This window comes from Staphylococcus sp. LKG4-2, from assembly GCF_050955665.1.
Lineage (GTDB): Bacteria > Bacillota > Bacilli > Staphylococcales > Staphylococcaceae > Staphylococcus > Staphylococcus saprophyticus.
The window spans coordinates 1,835,774-1,860,910 of sequence record NZ_CP194532.1; the positions used below are offsets into that span (position 1 = coordinate 1,835,774).

Here is a 25,137-nt window from a genome sequence, read left to right on the forward strand (position 1 = left end):
AGGCACCCCTCTTTTAAATACTTTTACCATTTATATTATAGCAAAGCATTTTTGATTTAAATATGATTTGAAACGATTTCGGCTAAATTTTCAGTTGTAAATATCGATAACGATACTTTTCCACTTAATTATTCTATGAATGAAATTGAGATAATAAATTAAAAGCACCAATTTAATCCAAATTCGACTAAATTGGTGCTCATTTTATATCTTCTATTTGTGGTTCGCTAGAGCTTTCGCTCTTGCATAAGCGACACTATGCTCTCTTCGCTCGCTAAGTGTCGCTAAAAATCATAAGGTATATCTTTATCAGCAACAACTTTACCATCTACACGAACGGTATAACCAGCCGTTTTACCTTTTTCTATTGTCATCGGTATTTTAATGGTTTTATTGTCTTTTATTTTAAATATTTGTGAAGGTGATGTCCCTTCGCCATCTTTGTCTCTTACAAACACTTTTACTTCTTGGCTGTCGTCATCTTTACCAGTATATTGAACTTCATAAGTTTCTGTATAATCTTTAGTCGCTGGTTCATCATCTTTAGATTCTTTGTCATCTTTATCTTTATCGTCAGCGTCTTTTTCCTCATCTTCTTTATCATCATCAGATTTTGGAGCGCCTTTTGAAACGGTGAATTCAATTGTTGAACCTTCGTCTATTTCTTCATCTTTTGGTGATTGGCTGATAACATTATCTTTTTTAACTTTCTTGTCCTCAGTTTCCTGAGTGACAACTACCTTGAATCCTTTTGCCTCTAACTCTGATTTTGCCGTTTTAAAAGCTTTATTCTCATAGTCATCAACGTAAACTTGTTTTGTCCCTAAAGATTCAGTAAGCTCTATATTACTATCATTCACTTTCACTTTATCTCCAGGATTCACATTTTGTGATTCAATTAAACCTTTAGCGATATTTTGTTTCGTGTACGCTTGTTTCACTTTTGAATCTTTGATGCCTAAATCTTTTAATTTATCTAAAGCTTCGGATTTTGTCATACCAAATAAATTTGGCATTTCCGTCAATTCAGGTCCTTTAGATAGAACAATGTCAACTTTACTTTGTTGTTCTAAACGACCCCCTTTCTCAGGCGTCGTTTTTATAATTTTATTCTCTGGATATTTATCACTATATTCACGCGATATATTACCCATTTGTAATTTATTTTCTTTTAAAATATGTTCTGCTTCTTTTTCTGTCTTACCTGATAAATCTGGTGTTTCTAAATATTTATTTCCAAACATACCCATTGCCATGAATCCAAATAAACCAAACAGCAATAAGACGATTATAAGTGTATAGAAAAACTTCTTTTTCTTTGTACGCTTTTTTTGTGGTACCTCATAAATATGTTCTTCACTTGATTGAAATTGTTGTTGATTGACGATAGGAATCTGCATTGTTTCTTTTATGTTTTTTCCTTTATCTTCATCTCTCGTCTGGTTGACAATATCTGATTTATTTATAGGAATTGTCTTGGTATTCTCCTCAACGGATTGATACCTCGCTTCATTCTCACGATTTTCAGACAATACATTTTCTAAATCACTTTGCATATCTCTTACTGATTGGTAACGCACCGTCTTATCTTTTTCCGTTGCTTTCAGTACAACATTACTTAGTGCTTGAGGTACATCCGAGCGTTCATCAGTAATATTAGGCATAGGATCTTGGATATGCTTAATTGCAATACTTACTGCTGTTTCTCCAGAAAACGGTGGTTTACCAATAAGCATTTCATATAATACAACACCAATTGAATAAATATCGGTACCATTATCTGTCGATTCACCACGTGCTTGTTCGGGTGATAAATATTGAACTGTACCTAATACATGGTTCGTTTGTGTCATTGTTGTTTCGCTTAGAGCTTTCGCAATACCAAAATCTAAAATCTTCAAAGTCTGGTGCTTATCTATTAAAATATTTTGTGGTTTAATATCACGGTGTACGATTTTAGTATCATGAGCATGTTTAATTCCATTAATAATTTGATTGGTAAAGTTGAGTGCTGTTGTGGTATCCAAAGGTTGGTTTTTTTGAATGTATTCAGATAATGTCGGTCCTTCTATATATTCCATTACTAAATAGAAATTATCATCATCTTCCGTAACATCAAACACGTTCACTATATTTTTATGTGATAGTTGTGTTAAATTATGTACTTCTCTTTCGAAACGTTTAATAGTTTCTTCTTTCTCACCAGCAGGAATCCTAATTGTTTTGATCGCTACTTTACGATTGAGAATTGTGTCTTCGGCAAGATAGACAGTACTCATTCCGCCACCACCGAGTTTTTTAATGACCTCGTAGCGCTCACTTATTATTTTGCCTATCATACTTTATCACCTTCAATCTCAGCCAATACAATACTCACATTGTCATTCGTATCTTCAGATAGTGCAAGTTCTATTAAGTCTTGACCGTGTGTCTCTAATTCTTTCGCTTGTACCAATGTTTCTTGAATTTGATGGTTACGTACAAAATCGGTTAAACCATCAGAATTTAACATTAAATAATCATAGAAATTCGTTTTTTTCACAAATATATCTGGCGTCACTAACTTATCAGTCCCCATCACTTTGGTAATGATATTTCGTTGAGGATGATTAAATGCTTGTTCAGCAGTAATTTGCCCAATCATCATGAGATGATTAACAAACGAATGATCATTCGTAATTTGTTCAATCTCTCTACTATTCACTAAATAAGCTCGTGAATCACCAATATTTGCTACTACAATATAGTTATCAAATACTAAAGCACAGACACAAGTTGTACCCATGCCCTTATATTCTGGGTTTTCTACTGACATTTCATATAACTCACGATTAATAACTTTTAAAGTTGTTCTCAACCAATTTTCAGCTTGATCAGCTTCGATAAGATTTTCCACTTCAAAACGACGTTGAAGCTCATCAGTGACAAATTGGCTCGCAACTTCTCCTGCTAGGTGACCACCCATACCATCACAAAGCACTAATAGCTGTTGCTCTGTACGATTATAAAATACGCCACCTGCATCTTCATTTTTATCACGGTATCGACCCGTGTCAGTAAAAAATTGTGCTTTTAGCATGTCCCTACCTCGTTTCTACTTTTCGTTCCTTAGCTCTTAATTGACCACAAGCAGCGTCAATATCAGCACCTTGTTCACGTCTAATTGTTGCATTTATCCCTAAACGCTTCAATTCTTTTTCAAATTTAAAGATATCTTCTTTAGGTGTCTTCACATAATTTCTTTCTGGTACGTGATTCACTGGTATTAAGTTAACATGACAATTCAATTTTTGAATTAAATGCGCTAATTCCCTAGCATGTTCAATTTGGTCGTTGACGCCACCAAATAAACCATACTCAAAAGTAATACGTCTATTTGTTTTTTCTTGATAATAATGAATAGCTTCCATTAATTTTTCTACATTATATGCTCTATTTATCGGCATCAAACGTGATCGAATTTCATCATTTGCACCGTGTAAGCTAACCGCAAAATTAATTTGAATATCTTCATCAGCGAAATCGTATATTCTTGGAATAATTCCTGAAGTTGACACTGTAATATGACGCGCTCCAATATTTAGTCCATTATCATCATTAACAATTTTTAAGAAATCCATCATTTCATCATAGTTTTCAAATGGTTCTCCAATACCCATGATAACGATTTGTGATACACGCTCTTCTGTTTCATCTAAAGCTTTTTGAACTGTTAATACTTGAGAAACAATTTCTCCAGCTTCTAAGTTACGTTTTAAACCGCCTAATGTAGAAGCGCAAAACGTACAACCAATACGGCAACCAACCTGTGTGGTTACACAAACAGAATTCCCGTATTCATGTCTCATAAGGACCGTTTCAATTGTATAACCATCTTGTAATTCAAATAAAAACTTAATTGTACCGTCTTTACTTTCTTGTTTTACAACTGTTGTCATGGTTGTCATTGTAAAATTATCTTTAAGTACTTCTCTTAATTCTTTAGATAAATTTGTCATATCATCAATGTCATCGACGCGTTTTTCGTAAAGCCACTCAAAAATTTGTTTCGCTCTGAATTTTTGCTGACCATTTTGTACCAACCAATCTTGCATCTCATCGTATCTTAATGAATAAATTGATTGCTTTTCAAAATTGGGAAGAAACTTATTTTTTTCTTCTTTTCTGCAGTTATCATATTTTAATTTTCCTTTCTTCTTATCCTAGTTATGAAAAAGCCATCAGAGTTAAAATCTTGAGGTAAAATTTGCATCGTTTTTACTTTTTCTCCAGTTATTGGATGTTCAAATTGATCGAATTCAAAATCTTTATTTTCTTTTAAAAATGTATATACAACATTTTCATTTTCCATTTGCTCAATCGTACAAGTTGAATAAATCATTGTACCACCAGGTTTCACATTATATTTCACATTATTTAAGATTTCCAATTGAATTTCAACCAAAGATTCAATTGCATGTTGCGATTGTTCATATTTTATTTCTGGTTTATGTCTTAAAACACCTAAACCACTACATGGCGCATCTACTAAAATCTTATCATACACTTTATCATATTTTTCAGTTGCATCGTGTTCAAATGCAGAAATGTTAGATAAACGTAATTTTCTTATATTAAAATCTATTAAATCTATTTTATGTTCATGAATGTCCGTCGCATCAACATGTCCAGTACCATTTAATATTTCAGCAATATGACAAGCTTTTCCACCAGGTGCACTACAAGCATCTAAAACTTGGTCACCTTCTTTTAATGCCATTAATTCACCAATAAACATTGAACTCTTATCTTGAATAGATATCAGTCCATCTTTAAACATACGAGATTCAATAATTGGCTTACCACTAATATGTAGACAAGTTTCGATTTCTCTATCTTGTTCTACAATATAATCATCAGTGAGTCTTCTAATAGCATCGTCTACTGAAATACGAGTTAAGTTAACACGTACGGTTGTAGTTACTTTATCTAAAAATGATTGCGCAATTGTTTCTGTTTTTTCAATACCAAAATGCGTTGTCCAGTGATCAACCAACCATTTGGGTAAACTGTATTCAATCGCGATACGTTTTTTGTCATCTGTAATTTCAGTAAAATCTGGTAAGTCACTGCGCATAATATTTCTTAGTATACCGTTCACAACATTACCATTATGCGGACCGCCTTTATATTTAGCAATTTCAACGGCTTCATTAATAATCGCGTGTTCAGGTATTTTATCTAAATAGACATATTGATAAATACTCATCCAAAGTAACTGTCTGACCCAACCTTTTAACTTTGTTTGAACAAAAGGTTTCAGCAAATAATCTAAAGTATATTTTCTTTTTAACGTGCCATATACTAATTCTGTATATAATCCTTTATCTGCTCTATTTAATTCATTATTTGATAACACATCATTAATGATGATGTTACTATAGGCTTTATCATTTATAATATCTTGAATGGTTTCAAATGCTAACGCTCGCACATTTGTTTCTATTGTCATGTTAGTACCTTCCCAACAAGTGAAGTTTGCACGCCACTTAAGTAGTTTGCAGTTAACATACGTTTTTTCCCTGCAACTTGAATATCTGTTAATGCAATTGCATCGTCGGAACCTGTCGCAACGATGATTGCTTTTTTCGTTGTTTCAATAATTGTACCTGGTTCACCTGTTTTACCTTTTTCAATTCGGGATGCATATACTTTCATGTTACCATCATCCATAACTGTATAAGCTACTGGCCATGGTGACAGACCTCTTATATGGTTGTAAATAACTTCAGCCGATTGGTACCAATCAATCTTTTCCTGTTCTCTACTTATATTAGTAGCAAAACTAGCTTCACTTTCATTCTGTGTAATGCGGTTATTTGTACCATTAATAATAGAAGGTAAAGTCTCTTTTAATAATTCTGCACCTAAAAAGCTCAATTTATCATGCATGGTACCGACATCATCTTGGTGCTCAATTTCTATTGCTTGTTGAGAAATGATATCTCCTGCATCTAATTTCTTAACCATATACATTATAGAAATACCTGTTTCTGTTTGACCATCCATGATAGCTTGATGAATCGGCGCTCCACCTCTATATTTAGGTAATAACGACGCGTGGACATTGATTGCCCCTAACTTTGGCGCATTTAATAATGATTCAGGCAATATTTGCCCAAAGGCTGCAGTTACGATTAAATCTGCTTCTAAGTCAATAAGTTGTTCTAACTCTGATGATTGGGCTAATTTTTCTGGTTGATATACTGGTAAACCGTGCTTAATTGCAACTTCTTTCACTGGTGGAGGTGTTAAAACACGTTTTCTACCTACTGGTCTGTCTGGTTGCGTGACTACTGCAATCACATCATGTTCAGCAATTAACATTTCTAGCACTTTTGTTGAAAAATCTGGTGTTCCCATAAAAATGACTTTACTCATTATCAAAATACGCCTCCATTTCACTTTCACTTAAAAATTTCTCTACACGTTCAGTAAACAATCTTCCTTCAAAATGATCTATCATATGTAAAATCATTCTCGCGATATCATCATATGCAGTCATCTCAACTTCATTACCTTTTTTATCATTACTCTTAACGACAATCATTTTACTTCTTTCCACTTCACCATAAACATTAGGTATACTGATAGACCCTTCTAAATCAGTCACTTTTGTATCCGATTCACTTATAATTTGAGGATTAATCAGTTGTAACAATCCATCCATTTCCATATCTATCATCGCTACTTTTTGTGCAACACCTATCTGCGGCGCACATATCGCAGATGCTTCAACATCATACATTGTATCTTCTAAATCTAACAATAATTGTTCTAAATTTTCATCAAATTTTGTCACATCCGGTATAGACTTATTAAGAATAGGGTGTTTGCTTGTTACAAGTTGTTTGATTGTCATATCGATTTCTCCTCATAAAAATTCATCATATTATTATAACTTATTTTAGTGGAAATTGCACCATTCATTGAAAGAATACTTTACTGAACATATTGAGTAAGTAGTAGGATAAGTCTTCATTCAATCTATCTTCATAAAATATAAAAAGTGCAGAAATAGATATCTGCTCATATTTAAATGGGCTTTTTATCTATACTGCACTTTAAAACGATGTTCATAGTATACAAGACATATTTCAAACCTTTACATTTTTCATTATATATTGAGCATTGATCGTTCTTTAAGCTTATTGTTTTTCATCAATCTAGAATCGTTAACCGATTCACTTGATTACCAAGTTCATCGAAATTTTGTGCTGCTAACCAACTTTCAAATTTAAGTTTATTTTGCTGCCACTCTTTATCAATCATTGCTAACCAATATGTGTCACGATTACGATTTTTATACACTTTATGATTTCTAAAAATACCTTCAAATTTAAACCCTAGCCGTTGGGCAGCTTTAATAGACGGTTCATTTAAAGCATCACATTTCCATTCATATCTTCTATAACCTAATGTTTGAAATACATAATTGGCTAATAAAAATTGCACTTCCGTGGCAATACGTGTTTGTTTCATGACATTAGCGTAATGTATATGACCAACTTCAATTGAACCATTATGGCGATCAATTCTGAGTAAAGATAAAATGCCCACTGCTTCAGATGTTTCTTTATCAATAATGGCGAAAAAATACGGATCAGTAGAATTGATTTTCTTATCTATATAATTTTCAAATGCTTGAAAATCGTGAGGTTGCTCATCAGGTAAATATGTCCAATTCGGCGCATCCGCTTCATCAGAAAAATAATTAAATAAATCTTGAATATGACATTGCGCTAACTTTTCTAATCTGCAATATTGCCCTTCTAAAACTTTCACATTGGGTAAATGAGCTTGTTTAAACTCATTTTGTTCTTCACCAATGGGTTGCTTAAACTCATTATATCGCACATGAACACTCCTTTTTTCCCTAAAGCATAAACTAACGTTACTATACTAAAGTAAATCTTCCGCAGTCGTATTAAAAATTCAGCTAATATTTTAGCGTCATTTTGATTGAGTGTTAATTGTTGTTGTTCAATTTGCTTAATCATCTCTGGATTTAATACGATATCGTAAAAGGACGTAATTCTGTTTGACAACTCATTGATACTTAATCCAATTGCTTTTCTATTTCGAATTAAACTCATAGGCGTACTCCTTAGATTAGACATAAAAAGATATTGATCTCATTTCTCACTTAGTCGGTTGCTTTTCTTAATCGTTATTGTCGTTCTCAATACGTACTCTAATCATTTATGCGTGACTCGTTACTCTTTAATATAACTTTAATTAATATTAAATGCAAAAAAATGTAGCAAATTATTTTTTATAAATTTTAATAAATATTAGTTAATTGTTAAGATTATATCCATAGCGCCATCACTATACTTCATATTTATATCTAACTTTTATGTTTTTTTGTCCAAAAAAAAGAACAAACTATTTTAATGGCTAATCATTTACCTAGCAAAACAATTTGTTCTTTTTTCTAATATTTTTATACAAAAGTCAGTATACATTAGCTTCGTTATATAACGTGCTCAATATTACATCATCATCTGCGGTGCGATATCTATTTTCAAAGATAATTTTTCTTTTAAATATTGATCATGATAATAATCGTCTAAATATTTTAATGCTTCGTGTAATGCAGGTTCTCGTTTATATTTCACTAATATTTGAAAGCGATATTCGTTATTGATTCTTGATAATGCGGCCGGAGATGGGCCAAGTACAAGTGCTTTGTCTGTTAAATGTTGCAGTAATATTTTATGAATATGCTTGGATGCTTCCATAACTTTTTTCATTTCTTTATGCGCAATAGTAAAATTAATTAAAAAGAAATACGGTGGGTACTTTCCAATTTTCCTATAATTCATTTCTTTTTGGAAAAAGGCTGTGTAATCATTTTCTTGGACATCTTTAATAGCATAATGATCTGGATTGTATGTTTGAATAAGCACCTGTCCTTCTTTTTCATGACGACCAGCTCGACCAGCAACTTGCGTTAACAATTGGTATGTTCGCTCACTTGCTCTAAAGTCTGGCAAATTCAACATTGTGTCAGCATTCAAAACACCTACTAACGTAATATTAGGAAAATCCAATCCTTTAGCAATCATTTGTGTCCCTAACAAGATATCCCCTTTTCCTGAACCAAAATCATTTAATAACTTTTCATGAGCACCTTTTCTAGAAGTAGTATCCACGTCCATCCGTATAATACGAGCCTCTTGAAACGCTTCTTGTAAAAGTTCTTCAACTCTCTGTGTGCCAGTACCCATTTGTCTAATATGCTCACTTTCACAATTAGGACATTGATTAGGTGGTACTTCTTGATGACCACAATAATGACATTTCAATTGATCTGTTGATTTGTGATAAGTCAATGAAATATCACAGTTCGGACACTGTGGAACATGCCCACAATCTCTACACAACATAAATGAAGCATAACCGCGTCGATTTAAAAAGAGTACAATTTGTTCCTGATTATCTAAGCGTTGTTGTATTGCATCTCGTAATTGATTAGAGAACATAGAGCGATTTCCAGAGTTCAATTCTTCTCTCATATCTACAATTTCTACCTCAGGTAAAGCTTGTTGATTAACTCTGTTAGGTAACGATAGTAACTCATATACACCCTTTTCAGCTCGTGCAAATGATTCTAAACTTGGTGTCGCGCTGCCTAATATTAAAGGACATTGATGATACTCACTACGCCATTGCGCGATATCTCTTGCATGATATCTGGGATAATCTTCTTGCTTATACGAAGATTCATGTTCTTCATCTATAATAATCATCCCTAAATTTTTAAATGGTGCAAAGACGCTTGAACGTGCACCTACGCTCACACGTGCTTTACCGTCTCTAATCTTTTGCCATTCATCATAGCGTTCACCTTTGGATAATCCAGAATGTAGTACAGCAACTTCGTCTCCAAATCTACGTTTAAATCTTAATACCATTTGTGGTGTTAAGGCAATTTCTGGAACTAACATCATTGCTTGTCTATTAAGATTTAGTACTTCTTCAATTGTTTGTAAATACACTTCTGTTTTGCCTGATCCTGTCACACCATGCAATAAATAGGTACATTGTTCATGAGCATGTATCTTTTCTGATATGGCTTCAAATGCACGTTGTTGGTCTGAAGTCAGATGTTGTTTCACATCTTGTTCAAAGACCCTAGTCTCAAATGGATCACGTTCAACGACAGCATCATATTTTTCAACAAAGCCCTTGCGAATTAATGTATCTACACTAGATTTTGAATAACCCATTGCTTCTATGTCTTTAAGTAAAACGATGCGATGTTGTTCATCTAATAAAAAGGCATATAATTCATATTGCTTCTTAGATTTTTCTAATGAATTTAGCACACTATCATAGTTAAATCCTTCAACAACACATATGGCACGTTGTTTTTTCTTATTTACATTTTGTGATAGTAAGGTTACTTCAGATACAATACCTTGTTTTAATAATGGCGCAATTTGTGTTAAATCATCATTTTGCTGTGCTGCTTTAAATGCATAGTGTCCTGATGAGTCAAATTTCCCTGCTAAAGTTTCAGGCAGTGCATTCGTATCTTCAATAGAAAAGACCTTGGTATATTTTGCTTTAATTGCACTTGGCAGCATAACTTCAAGCATTGAAATACGTTTTGTAACGAAGTAATTGTTATACCACTCAGTAAATTGAATTAATTCTTCAGTCAATTCGGGTTTTATATCTTGAATTTCTTTAATTTCTTTTAATTTATTTATATCTATATTGCTATCAGGCTGGTCTGTTATCTTCATGACATAACCTTGAATTGTTCTTGGTCCAAATGGAACAATGACACGCATACCTATTTGAATCATTGATTGTAACCTTATAGGAATTATATAATCAAATGTAAAATCAACACTCTTAGAAGGTATATCAACAATTACTTTTGCTATCATTTTATTGCCACCTTGTTTCTAAACTATTCAATATATGCTCCGCTAATTCGACTTTTTTGTGTTTGCCTAAAGGTATAGCGTCTCCATTTTTATAATACATCGTATAATCATTGTCATCGGAACTAAAGCCAATCGTACGGTCTCCAACATTATTCGCAATAATCACATCTGCATTTTTATTATGCAATTTTTTTTGTGCATAAGCTTCAATATTTTGTGTTTCTGCTGCAAATCCAACTAAGTATTGTGATTCTTTATGTTCTCCTAAATATTTCAAAATATCTGGTGTACGTTTAAATTCTACAGATAAAGTACCATCTTGTTTTTTTAATTTATGGTCCAACATTTCTACTGGCGCATAATCTGACACGGCAGCAGCTTTAAAAACGATATCTTGTTTAGCAAAACGACTTCGAACCGCTTCGAACATTTCTTCTGCACTTTGTACGTGTACTACATCAACATGCTTCGGTGGTGTTAAATGTGTCGGTCCTGAAACTAAAGTAACTTCTGCACCTCGTTTAGCTAAAGATTCAGCAAGCACGTATCCAATCTTACCTGAAGATCGATTTGATAAAAAACGAACTGGATCTAATTCTTCTACAGTGGGTCCAGCAGTAATTAATACATGTTTACCAATAAAGCTACTTGATGCTGGCACAGCTTTTTGTTTTATGTCATTAAAGTATTGCTTTATGCGCTCTACAATTTGTAAAGGTTCTTCCATACGCCCCTTCGCTACATATCCACATGCTAAAAAACCTTCTCCAGGTTCTAAAAAATAGTAACCATCTGAACTTAAAGTCGCTAAATTATGTTGTGTCCTCTTATTTTCATACATATGCACGTTCATTGCAGGTGCAATAAATTTAGGCGTTTCAGTTGCTAACAACGTTGACGTAACCATATCATCTGCAATGCCATTTGCTAATTTAGCAATTGTATTTGCAGTTGCTGGCGCTACGATAATTGCGTCTGCCCAATCACCCAGCGCAACATGTTGAATTTCTTGAGGATTTTGCTCTATAAATGTACTCGTATAAACGGGATTTCTCCCAATAGCTTGGAATGCTAGTGGGGTAACAAATTCCTGAGCATGATCAGTAAGCATGACTCTGACATCAAATCCAGCCTGCGTCAGTTTACTCGTTAAATCAATTGCTTTATATGCAGCTATACCACCTGTAACAGCAAGTAATATTCGTTTCATTATATAGTCATTCTCCTTCGATTGAATTAGATCAGACGTGGGTGACGTCTCTTATAATTGAAAATCAAAATGTATGTCCCTCATAATTAAAATAACTTTTCGATTACTGTTCATTATACACAATTTATTAGTTAAATAAAAAAAGCACACCTTGCGACTGCATGGTGTGCACTTGAAAGATATTCATTTAATAACACATAGATGGCTATATAAAATTCAATATCTATGCTTTTTAATTAATACGTTTTTAAGAATAGTTCGTCTGGGAAAACTTCACCGTCAGCAATTTCTTCTAAAGCTTTACCAACAGGTTTTTCTGAAATGTATTTTGTTAATAATGCACTTTCAGGTTTCTCGTCTATTTCACGCGCACGTTTTGCAGCTGTAGTTGCAATTAAATATTTTGAATTAATTTTTGATGTTAATTGGTTTAATGGTGGTTGTAACATTATTTTTTTGCCTCCAGTATCATTTTTCTATATTTTGCTTCTATACGTTCTCTCTTCAAATGTTCAGCTTCAACAATAGATTGAATACGTTGCTTAGCTAACTCAACTTCGTCATTAACTACAACATAATCATATAAATTCATCATTTCCACTTCTTTACGAGCTTCATGCACTCGGCTTTGAATTTTTTCACTGGATTCTGTACCACGACCTACTAAGCGCTCACGTAAATGATCTAAACTTGGTGGCGCAAGAAAAATAAACAATGCATCTGGGAACTTTTTACGTACCTGTTTTGCACCTTCTACTTCAATTTCTAAAAATACATCGTGCCCACGATCCATAGTGTCTTTAACGTATTGCACAGGCGTCCCATAATAATTTCCTACGTACTCTGCATATTCTATAAATTGATCTTGTTTTATTAACTCTTCAAACTCTGATTTTGCTTTGAAGAAATAATCAACACCATCGACTTCACCCTGACGCTTATCACGTGTCGTCATCGAAATAGAATATTTATAAGATGTGGATGGGTCATCAAATATTTTCTTTCTAACTGTACCTTTCCCAACGCCAGAAGGTCCAGATAGTACAATCAACAAACCTTTCTCATTATCCATGACTTACTACCTCTCTAAACTATTCTTCTATTATTAAACTATGATACCACAATTTTCATTTAGTTGTATAGCGTCCAACAGCACAAACTTTGGTCATGACCATTTCTTTATGCCATGTTACAATATGATGAATGACTAAAAATAAGGTGGCTGATAGTAATGGCATATGATGGTTTATTTACAAGAAAAATGGTGGAATCGTTACAATTTCTTGTAGACGGAAGAATCCATAAAATAAATCAACCAGAAAACGACACGCTTCTTGTCGTTATTCGACAAAACCGAAAAAATCATCAACTTCTACTTTCTATTCATCCTAGCTTTGCTAGAATGCATTTAACAAATAAAAAATATGATAATCCATTTGATCCACCCATGTTTGCACGCGTTTTCCGTAAACATATAGAAGGTGGCATCGTTAAAGCAGTAAGACAAATTGGGAATGATAGACGTGTAGAAATTGATGTTCAAAGCAAAGATGAAATTGGAGATACAATATATAGAACTATAATTTTAGAAATTATGGGTAAACACAGTAACTTAATATTAGTTGATGATCAGCGTAAAATCATTGAAGGCTTTAAGCATTTAACACCGAATACCAATCAATATCGCACAGTAATGCCTGGCTTTCAATATGAAACACCACCAACTCAAAATAAAATTAATCCTTTTGAAATAACTGGTAATAAAGTCATACAATATATCGATTTCAATAAGGGCAAAATTGCACGTCAACTTCTTGATCATTTCGAAGGCTTTAGTCCATTAATTACAAATGAAATTGTGAATCGCAAACGATTTATGACAAATGATACGTTACCAGAAGCATTTGATGAAGTCATCAATGAAATTAACCATACACCTACACCCGTTTTTCATAAAAATCACGAGACGGGTAAAGAAGATTTTTACTTTATGAAATTAAATCAATTTTATGATGATGTAACAGAATATGACTCATTACATGATTTATTAGACCGTTATTATGATGCACGTGGAGAGCGAGAGCGTGTAAAACAACGTGCAAATGATTTAGTGAAATTTGTACAACAACAATTGCATAAATTTCAAAATAAATTAAATAAATTGATTGATGAACAAGAAGGTACAAAAGAAAAAGAATTACAACAATTGTATGGGGAACTTATCACTGCTAACATTTATCGTATTAAACAAGGTGACAAATCGGTCACAGCCTTAAATTATTACACTGGTGAAGAAGTCACTATACCGCTTAACCCTACAAAGGCACCAGCAGTGAATGCACAAAATTATTACAAACAGTATAATAAATTAAAGACAAGAGAACATGAATTGCACCATCAAATCGATTTAACCAAAGAAAACATTAATTATTTTGAAAGTATAGAACAACAACTTGCTCATATTTCAGTCAATGATATTGATGACATTCGCGATGAATTAGCCGAGCAAGGGTATATGAAACAACGTAAACAGAGTAAGAAGAAAAAGAAACAAACTATGCAGTTACAAGAATACGTATCTACAGATGGAGATACAATCATGGTTGGTAAAAACAATAAACAAAATGATTATTTAACGAATAAATTAGCTAAGAAACATCAACTTTGGTTCCATACGAAAGATATTCCCGGATCACATGTCGTCATATTAAGTGATGATCCGAGTGAAGAAACAATTAAAGAAGCGGCCATGTTATCTGGTTACTTCTCAAAAGCAGGTAGTTCAGCTCAAATTCCAGTTGACTTTACTGAAATTAAACACGTGCATAAGCCTTCAGGTGCAAAACCAGGTTTTGTAACTTATGATAACCAAAAAACACTTTATGCAACACCCGATTATGATCACATTCAAAAAATGAAAGTAAAGTAAATACGATATAATATTACGGTTGTATCCTATAACAAACAAAAGCGGGACGATGAAATCAATTTTAGAAATGTTGATTTCATCGTCCCGCTTCTATATTAGTATTTAATTTTTCTCAGGTAAGGCTAATTGGAAATTAACACCAAACTTATCTTGAATCCATGCAAATTCTCTAAAAGGTGGCATTTCTGTTTTTGGCATTAAAATGGCGCCACCACTTTTCAGTTTACTAAATAATCTCTCCATTTCAATTGCGCTATCAACTGTCACGTATAATGACATTGCAGGGTTCATCTCAATATCTACCCCATTCATATTATCAATTGCCATAAATACTTGATTTTTTAATCTAAAAATGGCATGTTGAACAGCGCCTGTTGGTTCTTCATCACTTTCGCTATATCTTACCAACGCTAATATTTCAGCGTCCTCAAATGTATTAACATATAAATTAATAGCTTCTTCTGCATTGCCGTTAAACATCAGAAAAGTTGTTATCTTAGGTATTGCCATTATTCTACCTCCTAAACCTTTATACACTTTAGAATAAAGGATATACTATCAAAAATCGAATTTATGCATTTTATGTTCGTAAATTTCTAAATTTAAGATAAGTTAATAAATCCATTACCAAGTACGTCACGTACGTCATGAATCACTAAAAATGCATTTTCGTCTTCTTCATTTACTAACTTTTTAACTCTTGTTACTTGTGATTGTGGCACAACAACGTATAACATGCTTGTCTCATGTTTACCATAACCACCTTTACCGTTTAGTATCGTAGAGCCTCTACCTGTGAAGCTGTTGATTTTATCACTAATCGTTTCGTTTTTACTAGAAATGACTGTAACTGCCTTTTTGGGATTAAAACCTTCAATTATAAATGAGGTCGCACGCTCAGTAATGAAAATCATTATTATTGTAAATAGCACGTTCGTGAGTGGCAATACAAATAAAAATGATAGTACGACTAAACCATCTAATACAAAAATACCCTGTGCTGTTTTAATATCAAAATACTTATTAAGCATTTTTGCAATAACTGATGTACCACCTATAACACCACCGGATGCAATAACTAACCCAATGCCCACACCGACTAGTACACCACCAAACGTTGCATTAATTACAAAATTATCTACCCCTGTCTTCCAATGTTCAGTTAAATCTAAAAATATAGAAATGGAAGTATTGGCGACCACAGTATAAATCGCTGTTCTTGTGCTTAAAAATTTCCAGCCAACAATAATGACGAGGGTATTAATAATTAAAGATGAAAGTGCTGGTGACCAACCGAAAGCGTATTTAAGCGCTAATGACATGCCGACGGTGCCACCATCACCTAAATTTGACCCTAGTATAAAGCAATTGACTGCAATAGCACTAATAAAAGAACCAATAAGACAAATGATCATATCTTTTGTATTGTTTTTAAGTAACTGTCGAATTTTTTGCATACAAGTCCCCCTTACCAAAATATCAAAGCTTTAATATCTTATTTTTACAATTTATTTTAAAATAAGTATATAGATCTTAAATACATAGTTTATAAATCATTTGATACTTTAATTATCTTTTTTAGTAAACTAAGCATATCATATGAATATACTTATTAACTGTTATACTTAAACTAATAGCTTTTTCTTTTACCATTTTAACTTCTATAGTTAAAATGAAACTAAATTACATTGGAGGTAATGTTCATGTCTTTTTATATTATTCCTTTACTTATTGCAGCCCTTGTATTACTTGTAGGCTATATCATCATTAAAATAATGATTCGCTAATACACTATTAAAAAATTTATAACGTACGGGGCACCTATAATTGAAATCAACAATTCATGATAATCAATATAAATGTTGTTCCCTTTCTTATTTCAAATAGGGGCTAATCAAACTTATTTAATAAAATAAATTTGATTAGCCCCTACTTATTTGCCATGTTATTAACTTAAATCGTCTATTTGTTAAGCTTATTATTTAATATACCCTTTTTGCTTTATAGTTGATTTAGATTTTTTATATATATTTTCTTCTGATTTTTGCTTTAACATTTCGTAATCAATATCTGATATGTTTTGGTCTCTATAATCTTCATTTTTATTCAAAAATTTATTCAAATGTGCGAAATGATTATAAGCTTCTTTCGGGTCTTTTGTCATAACATCCCCTCCACTTAGTATATTATGACAAGTTGTCTCTCCAATCAACTAAAGACCTAATATCATTATCAGAAATTTCTCCATTTTCTTTTGCAACATCAATTAATTCATTGTAATTGCTTAATGTATAAAATGGCATTTGCGCTTGTTTGAATTGTTCATCTGCTTTTTTTAAACCGTAAGTAAAGATAGCTACGACACCAATAACATCTGCCCCCGCTTCTCTTAAAGCTTCGACTGCAGTAATTGATGAACCACCCGTTGAAATTAAATCTTCAATAACAACTACTTTTTTTCCTTTACTTAAAGCACCTTCAATTTGATTTTGTTTGCCATGACTCTTACTTTTAGAACGAACATAATTCATCGGTAAAGCTAATTTTTCAGAAACATACGCAGCATGGGGTATACCAGCTGTGGCAGTACCTGAAACTATTTCCACGTCTCCAAAATATGTTTCGATTAAGTCACACAGTCCATCTCTGATATGTTGACGTACTTCTGGATATCCAAGTGTTACACGATTATCACAATAAATTGGTGATTTTATACCAGAACTCCAAGTAAATGGATCATTCGGGGATAGTGATACTGCTTCAATTTCTAATAATGCTTTTGCAATTGCTTTAGCCATATTAACCTAACCAACTTTCTTTGATTTTATGATAACTTGCTACTGGGTTTTCACTTTTGGTGATTGGTCTTCCAACAACAATATGTGTTGAACCTAATTCTTTAGCATCTTCTGGTGTTGTAATACGTTTTTGGTCGTCTGAACTAGCATCTTTTGGTCTGATACCAGGTGTTACCTTTAAAAAGTCATTACCTAATTCATTTTTCACTAATTCTGCTTCTAGTGGTGAACATACGATGCCATCCAAACCTGATGATTGTGCTAAAGTTGCATAGTTCAAAACAGCCTCCTCAATTGAAGTTTGAATGTTTTGTTCCTTGTGCAACATCGTTTCAGTTGTTGACGTCAATTGAGTAACTGCAATTAATTTAATATCGGGGTTGTGTTTTTGCAAACCGTTCAAGGCTTGTTTCATCATTTCTGTACCACCTGCCGCATGCACATTCACAAGATCGATATTTAATTTGCTTAAGCCTTCCATTGCTTTGCCAACCGTATTAGGAATATCATGCAATTTTAAATCAAGAAAAATGTCATGTCCTCTATCCTTTATTGAAGCAATCAGTTGAGGTCCAGTTTGATAAAAGAGTTCCATTCCAATTTTCACGAATAGTGGTTCATTAAATTGGTCTAAAAACTGATCTACAGCTTCTGTTGAATCAAAATCTAAAGCAATAATTGGCAAGTTTTTCATCTAGCTCTACATCCTAACCTTTTTTATTTCATCTTATCTAATCCATCACAAAGTCAATGATTGTTCATTGCTGTGACATTTCTCACTTATTCATTACTACATATTTTTCATTGTAAATGTCATGCTTTCAATTACACGTGTTAATGCAACAACCGTATCTAATGAGGTTAGACAAGGCACGCCATTTTCTACGGAGGCGCGTCTAATTTGGAAACCATCTCGTTCGAATTCTTTACCTTTGGTCATCGTATTCACAACGATTTGTACTTCTCCATTTTGTATACGCGTAAGTAAATCATCTTCGCCACCAATTTTTCCTACTACTTCTGAAGGTATATTATTCTCGGCTAATTTTCGTGCAGTACCTTGTGTTGCTAAGATTCTATATCCTACTTCATTTAATCGTTGTGCAATAGAGACAATTTCATCTTTATCTTTATCGCTGACTGTCATCAAGACCGTACCATGATCTTTAACTTTCATCCCACTAGCTGTTAAACCTTTAAACAGTGCTTTTTCCATAGTTGCATCTTTACCCATCACTTCACCTGTTGACTTCATTTCAGGTCCTAACGTGATGTCGACGTTTTTCAATTTGTTAAAGCTAAATACGGGTGCTTTCACAAAGACACCTTCTGTATAAGGTTGGATGCCTGGTTGATATCCTAAGTCCACTAGCTTGTCACCTATGATTGCACGCATAGCTAACTGTGCCATTTGAATATTCGTAATCTTGCTTAAAAATGGTACTGTACGACTCGAACGTGGATTCACTTCTAATACATATACACCATCATGCGCAATTACAAATTGAATGTTAATTAAACCAACAATGTTTAAGCCTTTTGCTAAACGAATCGTAAAGTCTTCTAATGTTGTCATTTCTTCTTGCTTTAACGTTTGTGGTGGATAAACAGCAATGGAATCACCTGAATGGACTCCCGCTCTTTCAATATGTTCCATAATACCTGGTATAATCACTGTTTCACCATCAGAAATCGCATCTACTTCAATCTCTTTACCTGTCAAATATCTATCGACTAATACCGGATGGTCTGGACTTGCTTTAACTGCTTGATTCATGTAGTCTTCTAATTCTGCATCACTATTAACGATTTCCATAGCGCGACCACCTAATACATAAGAAGGTCTGACGACGACTGGATAGCCAATACTGCGTGCATTTTCTAATGCTTCTTGTGGTGACGTTGCAGTTTTACCATTAGGTTGTGGTACATCAATCGTGTGTAATAACGCTTCAAACTCTTTACGGTCTTCTGCTCTATTTAAATCTTCTAATGATGTTCCTAAAATCTTCACGTCATGTTTCGCTAGTTTATCGGCTAAGTTAATGGCCGTTTGCCCACCAAACTGTACAACGACACCTTTAGGTTGCTCTAAATCTATAATGTTCATGACATCTTCTTCAGTTAACGGTTCAAAGTATAATTTATCCGAAATAGAAAAGTCGGTCGAAACAGTTTCTGGATTGTTATTAACTATAATCGCTTCGTAGCCCGCTTGTTGAATTGCCCATACAGCATGTACAGTGGCGTAATCAAATTCTACACCTTGTCCAATTCTAATAGGTCCTGAACCTAAGACAAGAATTTTTTCTTTCTCTGTGACTACAGATTCATTTTCATATTCATACGTGCCGTAATAATAAGGCGTAGCAGATTCAAATTCTGCAGCACATGTATCAACCATTTTATACACTGGTATAATGCCGTTTTGTTGTCTTAAATCGTACACCTCTTCTTCTGTCATATCGAATCGATGTGCGATTACTCTATCACTAAAACCGTAATTTTTTGCGAATTTTAAATAATCAATGTCACCTTTATTTGATTTCAAATCGTGTTCAATATCTATGATGTGTTGGAATTTATTTAAGAAGAAATAATCTATTTTTGTCATTTCATGTATTTCTTCTAATGTAGTACCTCTGCGAATTGCCTCACCTATAAAGAATAAACGTTCATCATCTTGGTCTTGAATACGTTCTTTAATATAACCTAAATCAAATGTTTCACCATTAGGTAATCCTAAGTGATGTACACCATATTCTAAGGAACGAATTGCTTTTAGTAGTGATTCTTCATATGTTCTACCAATTGCCATTACTTCACCAGTTGCTTTCATTTGAGTTCCTAAGACACGTTCTCCTTTTTCGAATTTATCAAATGGGAAACGAGGAATTTTAGAAATTACATAATCTAAAGTTGGCTCAAATGCTGCATAGGATGTTTCTGTTATCGGATTTAACATTTCATCTAGTGTTAAACCAATAGCGATTTTAGCTGCTAATTTAGCAATCGGATAGCCCGTTGCTTTTGAAGCTAATGCAGATGATCTTGAAACACGTGGATTCACTTCAATAATATAATAATCTAATGAGTGTGGGTCTAATGCTAATTGCACATTACATCCACCTTCTATACCGAGCGCTCGAATAACTTTCAATGATACATCACGTAACATTTGATACTCTACATCTGATAGTGTTTGGCTTGGTGCAACAACGATTGAATCACCTGTATGTATGCCGACAGGGTCAATATTTTCCATATTACAAACTACGATTGCGTTATCGTTTTTATCACGCATAACCTCATATTCTATTTCTTTAAATCCTGCAATTGATTTTTCAATTAGACATTGTGTTGCCGGACTATAATGTAGACCGTTTGTTACAATTTCTTTGAATTCTGCATCATTGTGACAAATACCGCCACCTGTGCCACCCATTGTGAATGCAGGTCTAACGATGAGTGGATAACCCACTTCTTCTTTAAAAGCAAAAGCTTGTTCAACTGTATTAACGATATCACTTTCAGGAACTGGTACGCCTAAATCGTTCATAAGTGTTCTAAATAACTCTCTATCTTCCGCCTGTTGAATGGATTCCAATTCAGTACCTAATAGTTTTACATTATTCGCTTCTAGTTCACCACTATCATGCAACTGAATCGCCATATTCAAACCAGTTTGGCCACCAAGTGTAGGTAATAATGCATCTGGTTGTTCTTTACGTATAATACGTGCGATGAAGTCATGTGTTAAAGGCTCAATATAAACTTTATCTGCAATTTCGTTATCCGTCATAATTGTTGCAGGATTGGAATTTACTAAAATGACGCGGTATCCTTCTTCTTTTAACGCAAGACAAGCTTGAGTTCCAGCATAATCAAACTCTGCAGCTTGACCGATAATAATTGGTCCTGATCCTATTACTAAAATGGTTTCTATATCTTGACGTTTAGGCATTATTTGTAAGCTCCTTTGTTTTATATTCATTTATCATGTCTATAAATTCATCGAATAAGTAGTTTGAATCTGATGGTCCTGGACATGCTTCTGGATGATATTGTACTGAAAAAGCTGGTAATGATTTATGTCTCAAGCCCTCAACCGTATCATCATTAATTGCAATATGTGTCACTTCTAGGTCAGTATTTTTTAGAGATGCTTTGTCAATGGCATAACCATGATTTTGACTTGTTAAAGCTATCTTTCCAGTTTTTAAATCTTTAACCGGATGGTTAGCCCCTCTATGACCAAATTTCATCTTAAATGACGTAGCACCTTGTGATAATGCAAATAATTGATGTCCTAAACAAATACCAAAAAATGGTATTTTCCCTAAAATGCCTTTAATCATTTCAACAGCTACATGGACTTCTTCAGGGTCACCTGGGCCATTTGACAGCATAACACCATCAGGTGACATGCGAATAATCGCTTCTGCTGAAGTGTCATAAGGCACTACAGTTACATTACAACCACGCGCGTTTAATTCTCTAACTATGTTTTGTTTTTTTCCAAAATCTACTAGTACGACGCTAAGTCCATAACCTGTAGAAACATATGGTGATTTAGTAGAAACAGTTGTGACTTCATTTCGCGGCAATTCAACGGATTGCAGCTTTGCAATCATTGAATCAATTTCACTTTTTTCATCTGTAAAACCTGCTTTTAATACACCATTGTTTCTTATTTTACGTGTAATGCTACGTGTATCTACACCTGAAATTCCTGGTATATCATATTCTTGTAATACTTCATGGAATGTCTTTTGCTTTCTGAAATTACTTGGTTGGCGACTCGCTTCTTTCACTACAACACCATTTAACGTTGGAACAAGTGCTTCAAAATCATCTCTGTTAATACCATAATTACCAATTAATGGATAAGTAAATGTAATAATTTGACCAGTATATGATGGATCTGAAATTGTTTCTTGGTAACCAGTCATAGCTGTGTTAAATACAATTTCTCCTAATGTTAATTGATCTGAACCTATTGGATAACCTTCATAATATGAACCATCTTCTAATACGAGATAACGTTTTTTCAACATTATTCTTCCTCCTCAAATTTAACTTCGCCTTCAACCATTGTTAATACGGGTGTACCGTAAACTTTGTAACCGATAAATGGTGTATTGGTTCCTTTAGATGCAAAATCTTCTGCTTTAATTTCGCTTTCTTCTTCTAAGTTAATGACTGTTAAATCTGCTAAATAACCTTCTTCCAATCTTCCAAAAGGTAAATCAAATGTTTGTGCAGGTTTGATTGTTAAATAATCTACCAATTGTTGAAGTGTCCAATCTCCATTTTTAACGAAATGAGTGTATAGTAATGGGAACGCTGTTTCACTTCCAACTATACCAAATGGTGCTTTCGTCATTGGCTGATTCTTTTCTTCTGCTGCATGTGGTGCATGATCCGTAGCTATACAATCAATCGTGCCATCTAATAAACCTTCTAATAATGCCTCTCTATCCTCTTTACTTCTTAAAGGCGGGTTCATTTTATAAATAGCATCATCACCTGGTACATCATCTTCTGTTAATAATAAATGGTGTGGTGTGACTTCAGCAGTTACATGAATGCCTGCCTTTTTAGCATCTCTAATTGTTCTGACACTTTCCTTTGTAGATACGTGACATACATGATAATGTGCGCCTGCTGCTTCTGCCAGTAAAACATCTCTCGCGATTTGTACAGCTTCACATATATTTGGAATACCTGGTATACCTAACGCTTCACTACGCTGACCTTCGTGCATTGCTCCGCCGTATATTAAACTGTTATCTTCACAATGTGCAACAACTGCTTTATTTACTTTTGCAGCCGCTTGCATAGCTTCGTACATCATGCTAGCTTGTTGTACACCAACACCATCATCTGTAAATGCGAATGCACCGTTGTTAGCAAGTGTTTCAAAGTCCACGTGTTCTTTCCCAGCCTGTCTAACTGTGATTGCTGCATATGGCAATACTCTTACTTGTGCATTTTCTTCAATTAATTGGTTTAAGCGATTCAGATTTTCTTCTGAATCAGGCACAGGTTTCGTATTCGGCATTGGACATACTGTAGTAAATCCACCTCTCGCCGCTGCTTTCGTACCCGTTTCTATTGTTTCTTTGTGTTCACCGCCTGGTTCACGTAAATGGACATGGACATCAACTAATCCTGGCGAAACGAATTGTCCTTTAACGTCTATGACTTCAGTCTCTGATATAACATCAATGTGTGGTGCGATTTTTTTAATATGTTGTCCCTCAATTAAAATCGATACCGTCGTTAATTCACCATTTTTTAAGATTTTTGCATTTGTTAATAATTTCATTTTGCTGTTGCCCCTTCCGTTTGTAAGATATGATCTATAACTGCCATACGTATATACATACCATTTTCCATTTGTTTAAAAATACGTGATTTCGGTGCTTCTACTAATGTATCTTCAATTTCTACACCGCGATTTACTGGTGCAGGATGCATGATAATTGCTCGATCTTTCAATAAATCATAACGTGATTGCGTTAAACCAAAATTTTCATGATATTGACTCACTTCAAAGCTAGTAACTTCACTATCCTCATGTCTCTCGTGTTGGACTCTTAACAACATGACAATATCGATTCGATCAATCACTTCATCAATATCAACATAAGGTGCTTCTAATGTTTCATCTTTCCATTCATCTGGACTAGAGAACATGACATGCGCACCTAATGCTGTTAGACTTTGGTAATTACTTTTCGCTACACGTGAGTTCTTGACATCACCACAGATAAGTACATTCAAACCTTCAAAAGTCTTGTATTCTTCGTAAATTGTCATGAGGTCTAGTAAACTTTGTGTCGGATGTTGTCCGCTACCATCTCCAGCATTGATGATAGGTATATTTAAATGCTTTAATTCATCATAATAAGTTGTTTGTGAATGTCGAATAACTAACACATTGGCACCAATTTGTTCCAGCGTTTTACAAGTATCATACAATGATTCACCTTTTTGAACGGATGATGTACTTGTCTCAAAATCTATTAACTTTAGTCCTAATTTTTGTTCCGCTACTAAAAAACTACTTTTTGTACGTGTGGAATTTTCAAAGAATAGATTAGCAACAAATTTATCTTCAAAACATCCTGGCTGCGCGTTACCATTTTTAAAAGCGCTCGCACGTTGTATTAGATCGTAAATTTCAGTCGTATTTAAGCATTCCATTGAAAGTAAATTATCCATTTTTATTCAGCTCCCTCATCATCAGAA

Annotated in this window: 21 protein-coding genes and 1 pseudogene; 1 reads left to right on the forward strand and 21 read right to left on the reverse strand. The window is 33.8% G+C overall.

What is annotated here, in order from left to right; translation table 11 throughout:
• Positions 1 to 284: 284 nt before the first annotated feature.
• From pknB to gmk, 12 genes and pseudogenes are all read right to left on the reverse strand, one after another.
• Positions 285 to 2,339, reverse strand: a complete 2,055-nt coding sequence (pknB, locus tag ACM6UH_RS09020; RefSeq protein ID WP_048787287.1) for a Stk1 family PASTA domain-containing Ser/Thr kinase — start codon at positions 2,337 to 2,339, stop codon at positions 285 to 287.
• Positions 2,336 to 3,079: a Stp1/IreP family PP2C-type Ser/Thr phosphatase gene (locus ACM6UH_RS09025; protein ID WP_048787288.1), complete on the reverse strand. Its 744-nt coding sequence runs from the start codon at positions 3,077 to 3,079 to the stop codon at positions 2,336 to 2,338. The genes pknB and ACM6UH_RS09025 overlap by 4 nt, the downstream gene beginning before the upstream one ends.
• Positions 3,080 to 3,083: 4 nt before the next feature.
• Positions 3,084 to 4,177, reverse strand: a pseudogene (gene rlmN, locus ACM6UH_RS09030) (23S rRNA (adenine(2503)-C(2))-methyltransferase RlmN).
• A 3-nt stretch (positions 4,178 to 4,180) separates the two neighbouring features.
• Positions 4,181 to 5,485 (reverse strand): 16S rRNA (cytosine(967)-C(5))-methyltransferase RsmB, encoded by a 1,305-nt coding sequence (gene rsmB, locus ACM6UH_RS09035; RefSeq protein ID WP_225310433.1) that lies wholly within the window; start codon positions 5,483 to 5,485, stop codon positions 4,181 to 4,183.
• A 2-nt stretch (positions 5,486 to 5,487) separates the two neighbouring features.
• Positions 5,488 to 6,420 (reverse strand): methionyl-tRNA formyltransferase, encoded by a 933-nt coding sequence (gene fmt / locus ACM6UH_RS09040; RefSeq protein ID WP_002483511.1) that lies wholly within the window; start codon positions 6,418 to 6,420, stop codon positions 5,488 to 5,490.
• Positions 6,413 to 6,901, reverse strand: coding sequence for a peptide deformylase (locus tag ACM6UH_RS09045; protein ID WP_011303300.1), 489 nt, complete (start codon positions 6,899 to 6,901; stop codon positions 6,413 to 6,415). Before ACM6UH_RS09045 ends, fmt begins: the two co-directional genes overlap by 8 nt.
• 299 nt (positions 6,902 to 7,200) lie before the next feature.
• On the reverse strand, positions 7,201 to 7,896 hold the full coding sequence (locus ACM6UH_RS09050) for a GNAT family N-acetyltransferase (protein WP_002483513.1): 696 nt from the start codon (positions 7,894 to 7,896) through the stop codon (positions 7,201 to 7,203).
• Positions 7,821 to 8,135: a hypothetical protein gene (locus ACM6UH_RS09055; RefSeq protein ID WP_225310421.1), complete on the reverse strand. Its 315-nt coding sequence runs from the start codon at positions 8,133 to 8,135 to the stop codon at positions 7,821 to 7,823. The genes ACM6UH_RS09050 and ACM6UH_RS09055 overlap by 76 nt, the downstream gene beginning before the upstream one ends.
• Positions 8,136 to 8,534: 399 nt before the next feature.
• Entirely contained in the window at positions 8,535 to 10,943 is a 2,409-nt protein-coding gene (priA, locus tag ACM6UH_RS09060; RefSeq protein ID WP_048787290.1) for a primosomal protein N', read from the reverse strand.
• Position 10,944: 1 nt separating this feature from the next.
• Entirely contained in the window at positions 10,945 to 12,153 is a 1,209-nt protein-coding gene (gene coaBC / locus ACM6UH_RS09065; protein WP_047503540.1) for a bifunctional phosphopantothenoylcysteine decarboxylase/phosphopantothenate--cysteine ligase CoaBC, read from the reverse strand.
• Between the two features lie 236 nt (positions 12,154 to 12,389).
• Positions 12,390 to 12,602, reverse strand: a complete 213-nt coding sequence (gene rpoZ / locus ACM6UH_RS09070; RefSeq protein WP_002483517.1) for a DNA-directed RNA polymerase subunit omega — start codon at positions 12,600 to 12,602, stop codon at positions 12,390 to 12,392.
• A complete protein-coding gene (gmk, locus tag ACM6UH_RS09075; RefSeq protein ID WP_002483518.1) occupies positions 12,602 to 13,225 on the reverse strand; it encodes a guanylate kinase in 624 nt (207 codons plus the stop codon). Before gmk ends, rpoZ begins: the two co-directional genes overlap by 1 nt.
• 159 nt (positions 13,226 to 13,384) lie before the next feature.
• Between gmk and ACM6UH_RS09080 the strand changes: the two genes are divergently transcribed.
• Positions 13,385 to 15,082, forward strand: a complete 1,698-nt coding sequence (locus tag ACM6UH_RS09080; RefSeq protein WP_011303305.1) for an Rqc2 family fibronectin-binding protein — start codon at positions 13,385 to 13,387, stop codon at positions 15,080 to 15,082.
• A gap of 102 nt (positions 15,083 to 15,184) precedes the next feature.
• Here the strand turns inward: ACM6UH_RS09080 and ACM6UH_RS09085 are convergent, their stop codons facing one another.
• The 9 genes from ACM6UH_RS09085 to ACM6UH_RS09125 form a co-directional block, all read right to left on the reverse strand.
• Entirely contained in the window at positions 15,185 to 15,592 is a 408-nt protein-coding gene (locus ACM6UH_RS09085; protein ID WP_048787291.1) for a VOC family protein, read from the reverse strand.
• 92 nt (positions 15,593 to 15,684) lie between these two features.
• Positions 15,685 to 16,539, reverse strand: a complete 855-nt coding sequence (locus ACM6UH_RS09090) for a YitT family protein (RefSeq protein WP_047503538.1) — start codon at positions 16,537 to 16,539, stop codon at positions 15,685 to 15,687.
• A 521-nt stretch (positions 16,540 to 17,060) separates the two neighbouring features.
• Positions 17,061 to 17,246, reverse strand: coding sequence for a hypothetical protein (locus ACM6UH_RS09095; RefSeq protein WP_283995360.1), 186 nt, complete (start codon positions 17,244 to 17,246; stop codon positions 17,061 to 17,063).
• A gap of 22 nt (positions 17,247 to 17,268) precedes the next feature.
• Positions 17,269 to 17,880 (reverse strand): orotate phosphoribosyltransferase, encoded by a 612-nt coding sequence (gene pyrE / locus ACM6UH_RS09100; protein WP_002483523.1) that lies wholly within the window; start codon positions 17,878 to 17,880, stop codon positions 17,269 to 17,271.
• 1 nt (position 17,881) lies between these two features.
• Positions 17,882 to 18,574: an orotidine-5'-phosphate decarboxylase gene (gene pyrF, locus ACM6UH_RS09105; RefSeq protein ID WP_002483524.1), complete on the reverse strand. Its 693-nt coding sequence runs from the start codon at positions 18,572 to 18,574 to the stop codon at positions 17,882 to 17,884.
• A 96-nt stretch (positions 18,575 to 18,670) separates the two neighbouring features.
• Positions 18,671 to 21,844, reverse strand: coding sequence for a carbamoyl-phosphate synthase large subunit (carB, locus tag ACM6UH_RS09110; protein WP_433911955.1), 3,174 nt, complete (start codon positions 21,842 to 21,844; stop codon positions 18,671 to 18,673).
• Positions 21,837 to 22,937 carry a carbamoyl phosphate synthase small subunit gene (locus ACM6UH_RS09115; protein ID WP_011303312.1) on the reverse strand — a complete coding sequence of 367 codons (1,101 nt, stop codon included), beginning with the start codon at positions 22,935 to 22,937 and terminating at the stop codon, positions 21,837 to 21,839. Before ACM6UH_RS09115 ends, carB begins: the two co-directional genes overlap by 8 nt.
• On the reverse strand, positions 22,937 to 24,211 hold the full coding sequence (locus tag ACM6UH_RS09120) for a dihydroorotase (protein WP_048787292.1): 1,275 nt from the start codon (positions 24,209 to 24,211) through the stop codon (positions 22,937 to 22,939). Before ACM6UH_RS09120 ends, ACM6UH_RS09115 begins: the two co-directional genes overlap by 1 nt.
• Entirely contained in the window at positions 24,208 to 25,110 is a 903-nt protein-coding gene (locus ACM6UH_RS09125; protein WP_048787293.1) for an aspartate carbamoyltransferase catalytic subunit, read from the reverse strand. Before ACM6UH_RS09125 ends, ACM6UH_RS09120 begins: the two co-directional genes overlap by 4 nt.
• Positions 25,111 to 25,137 lie beyond the last annotated feature (27 nt).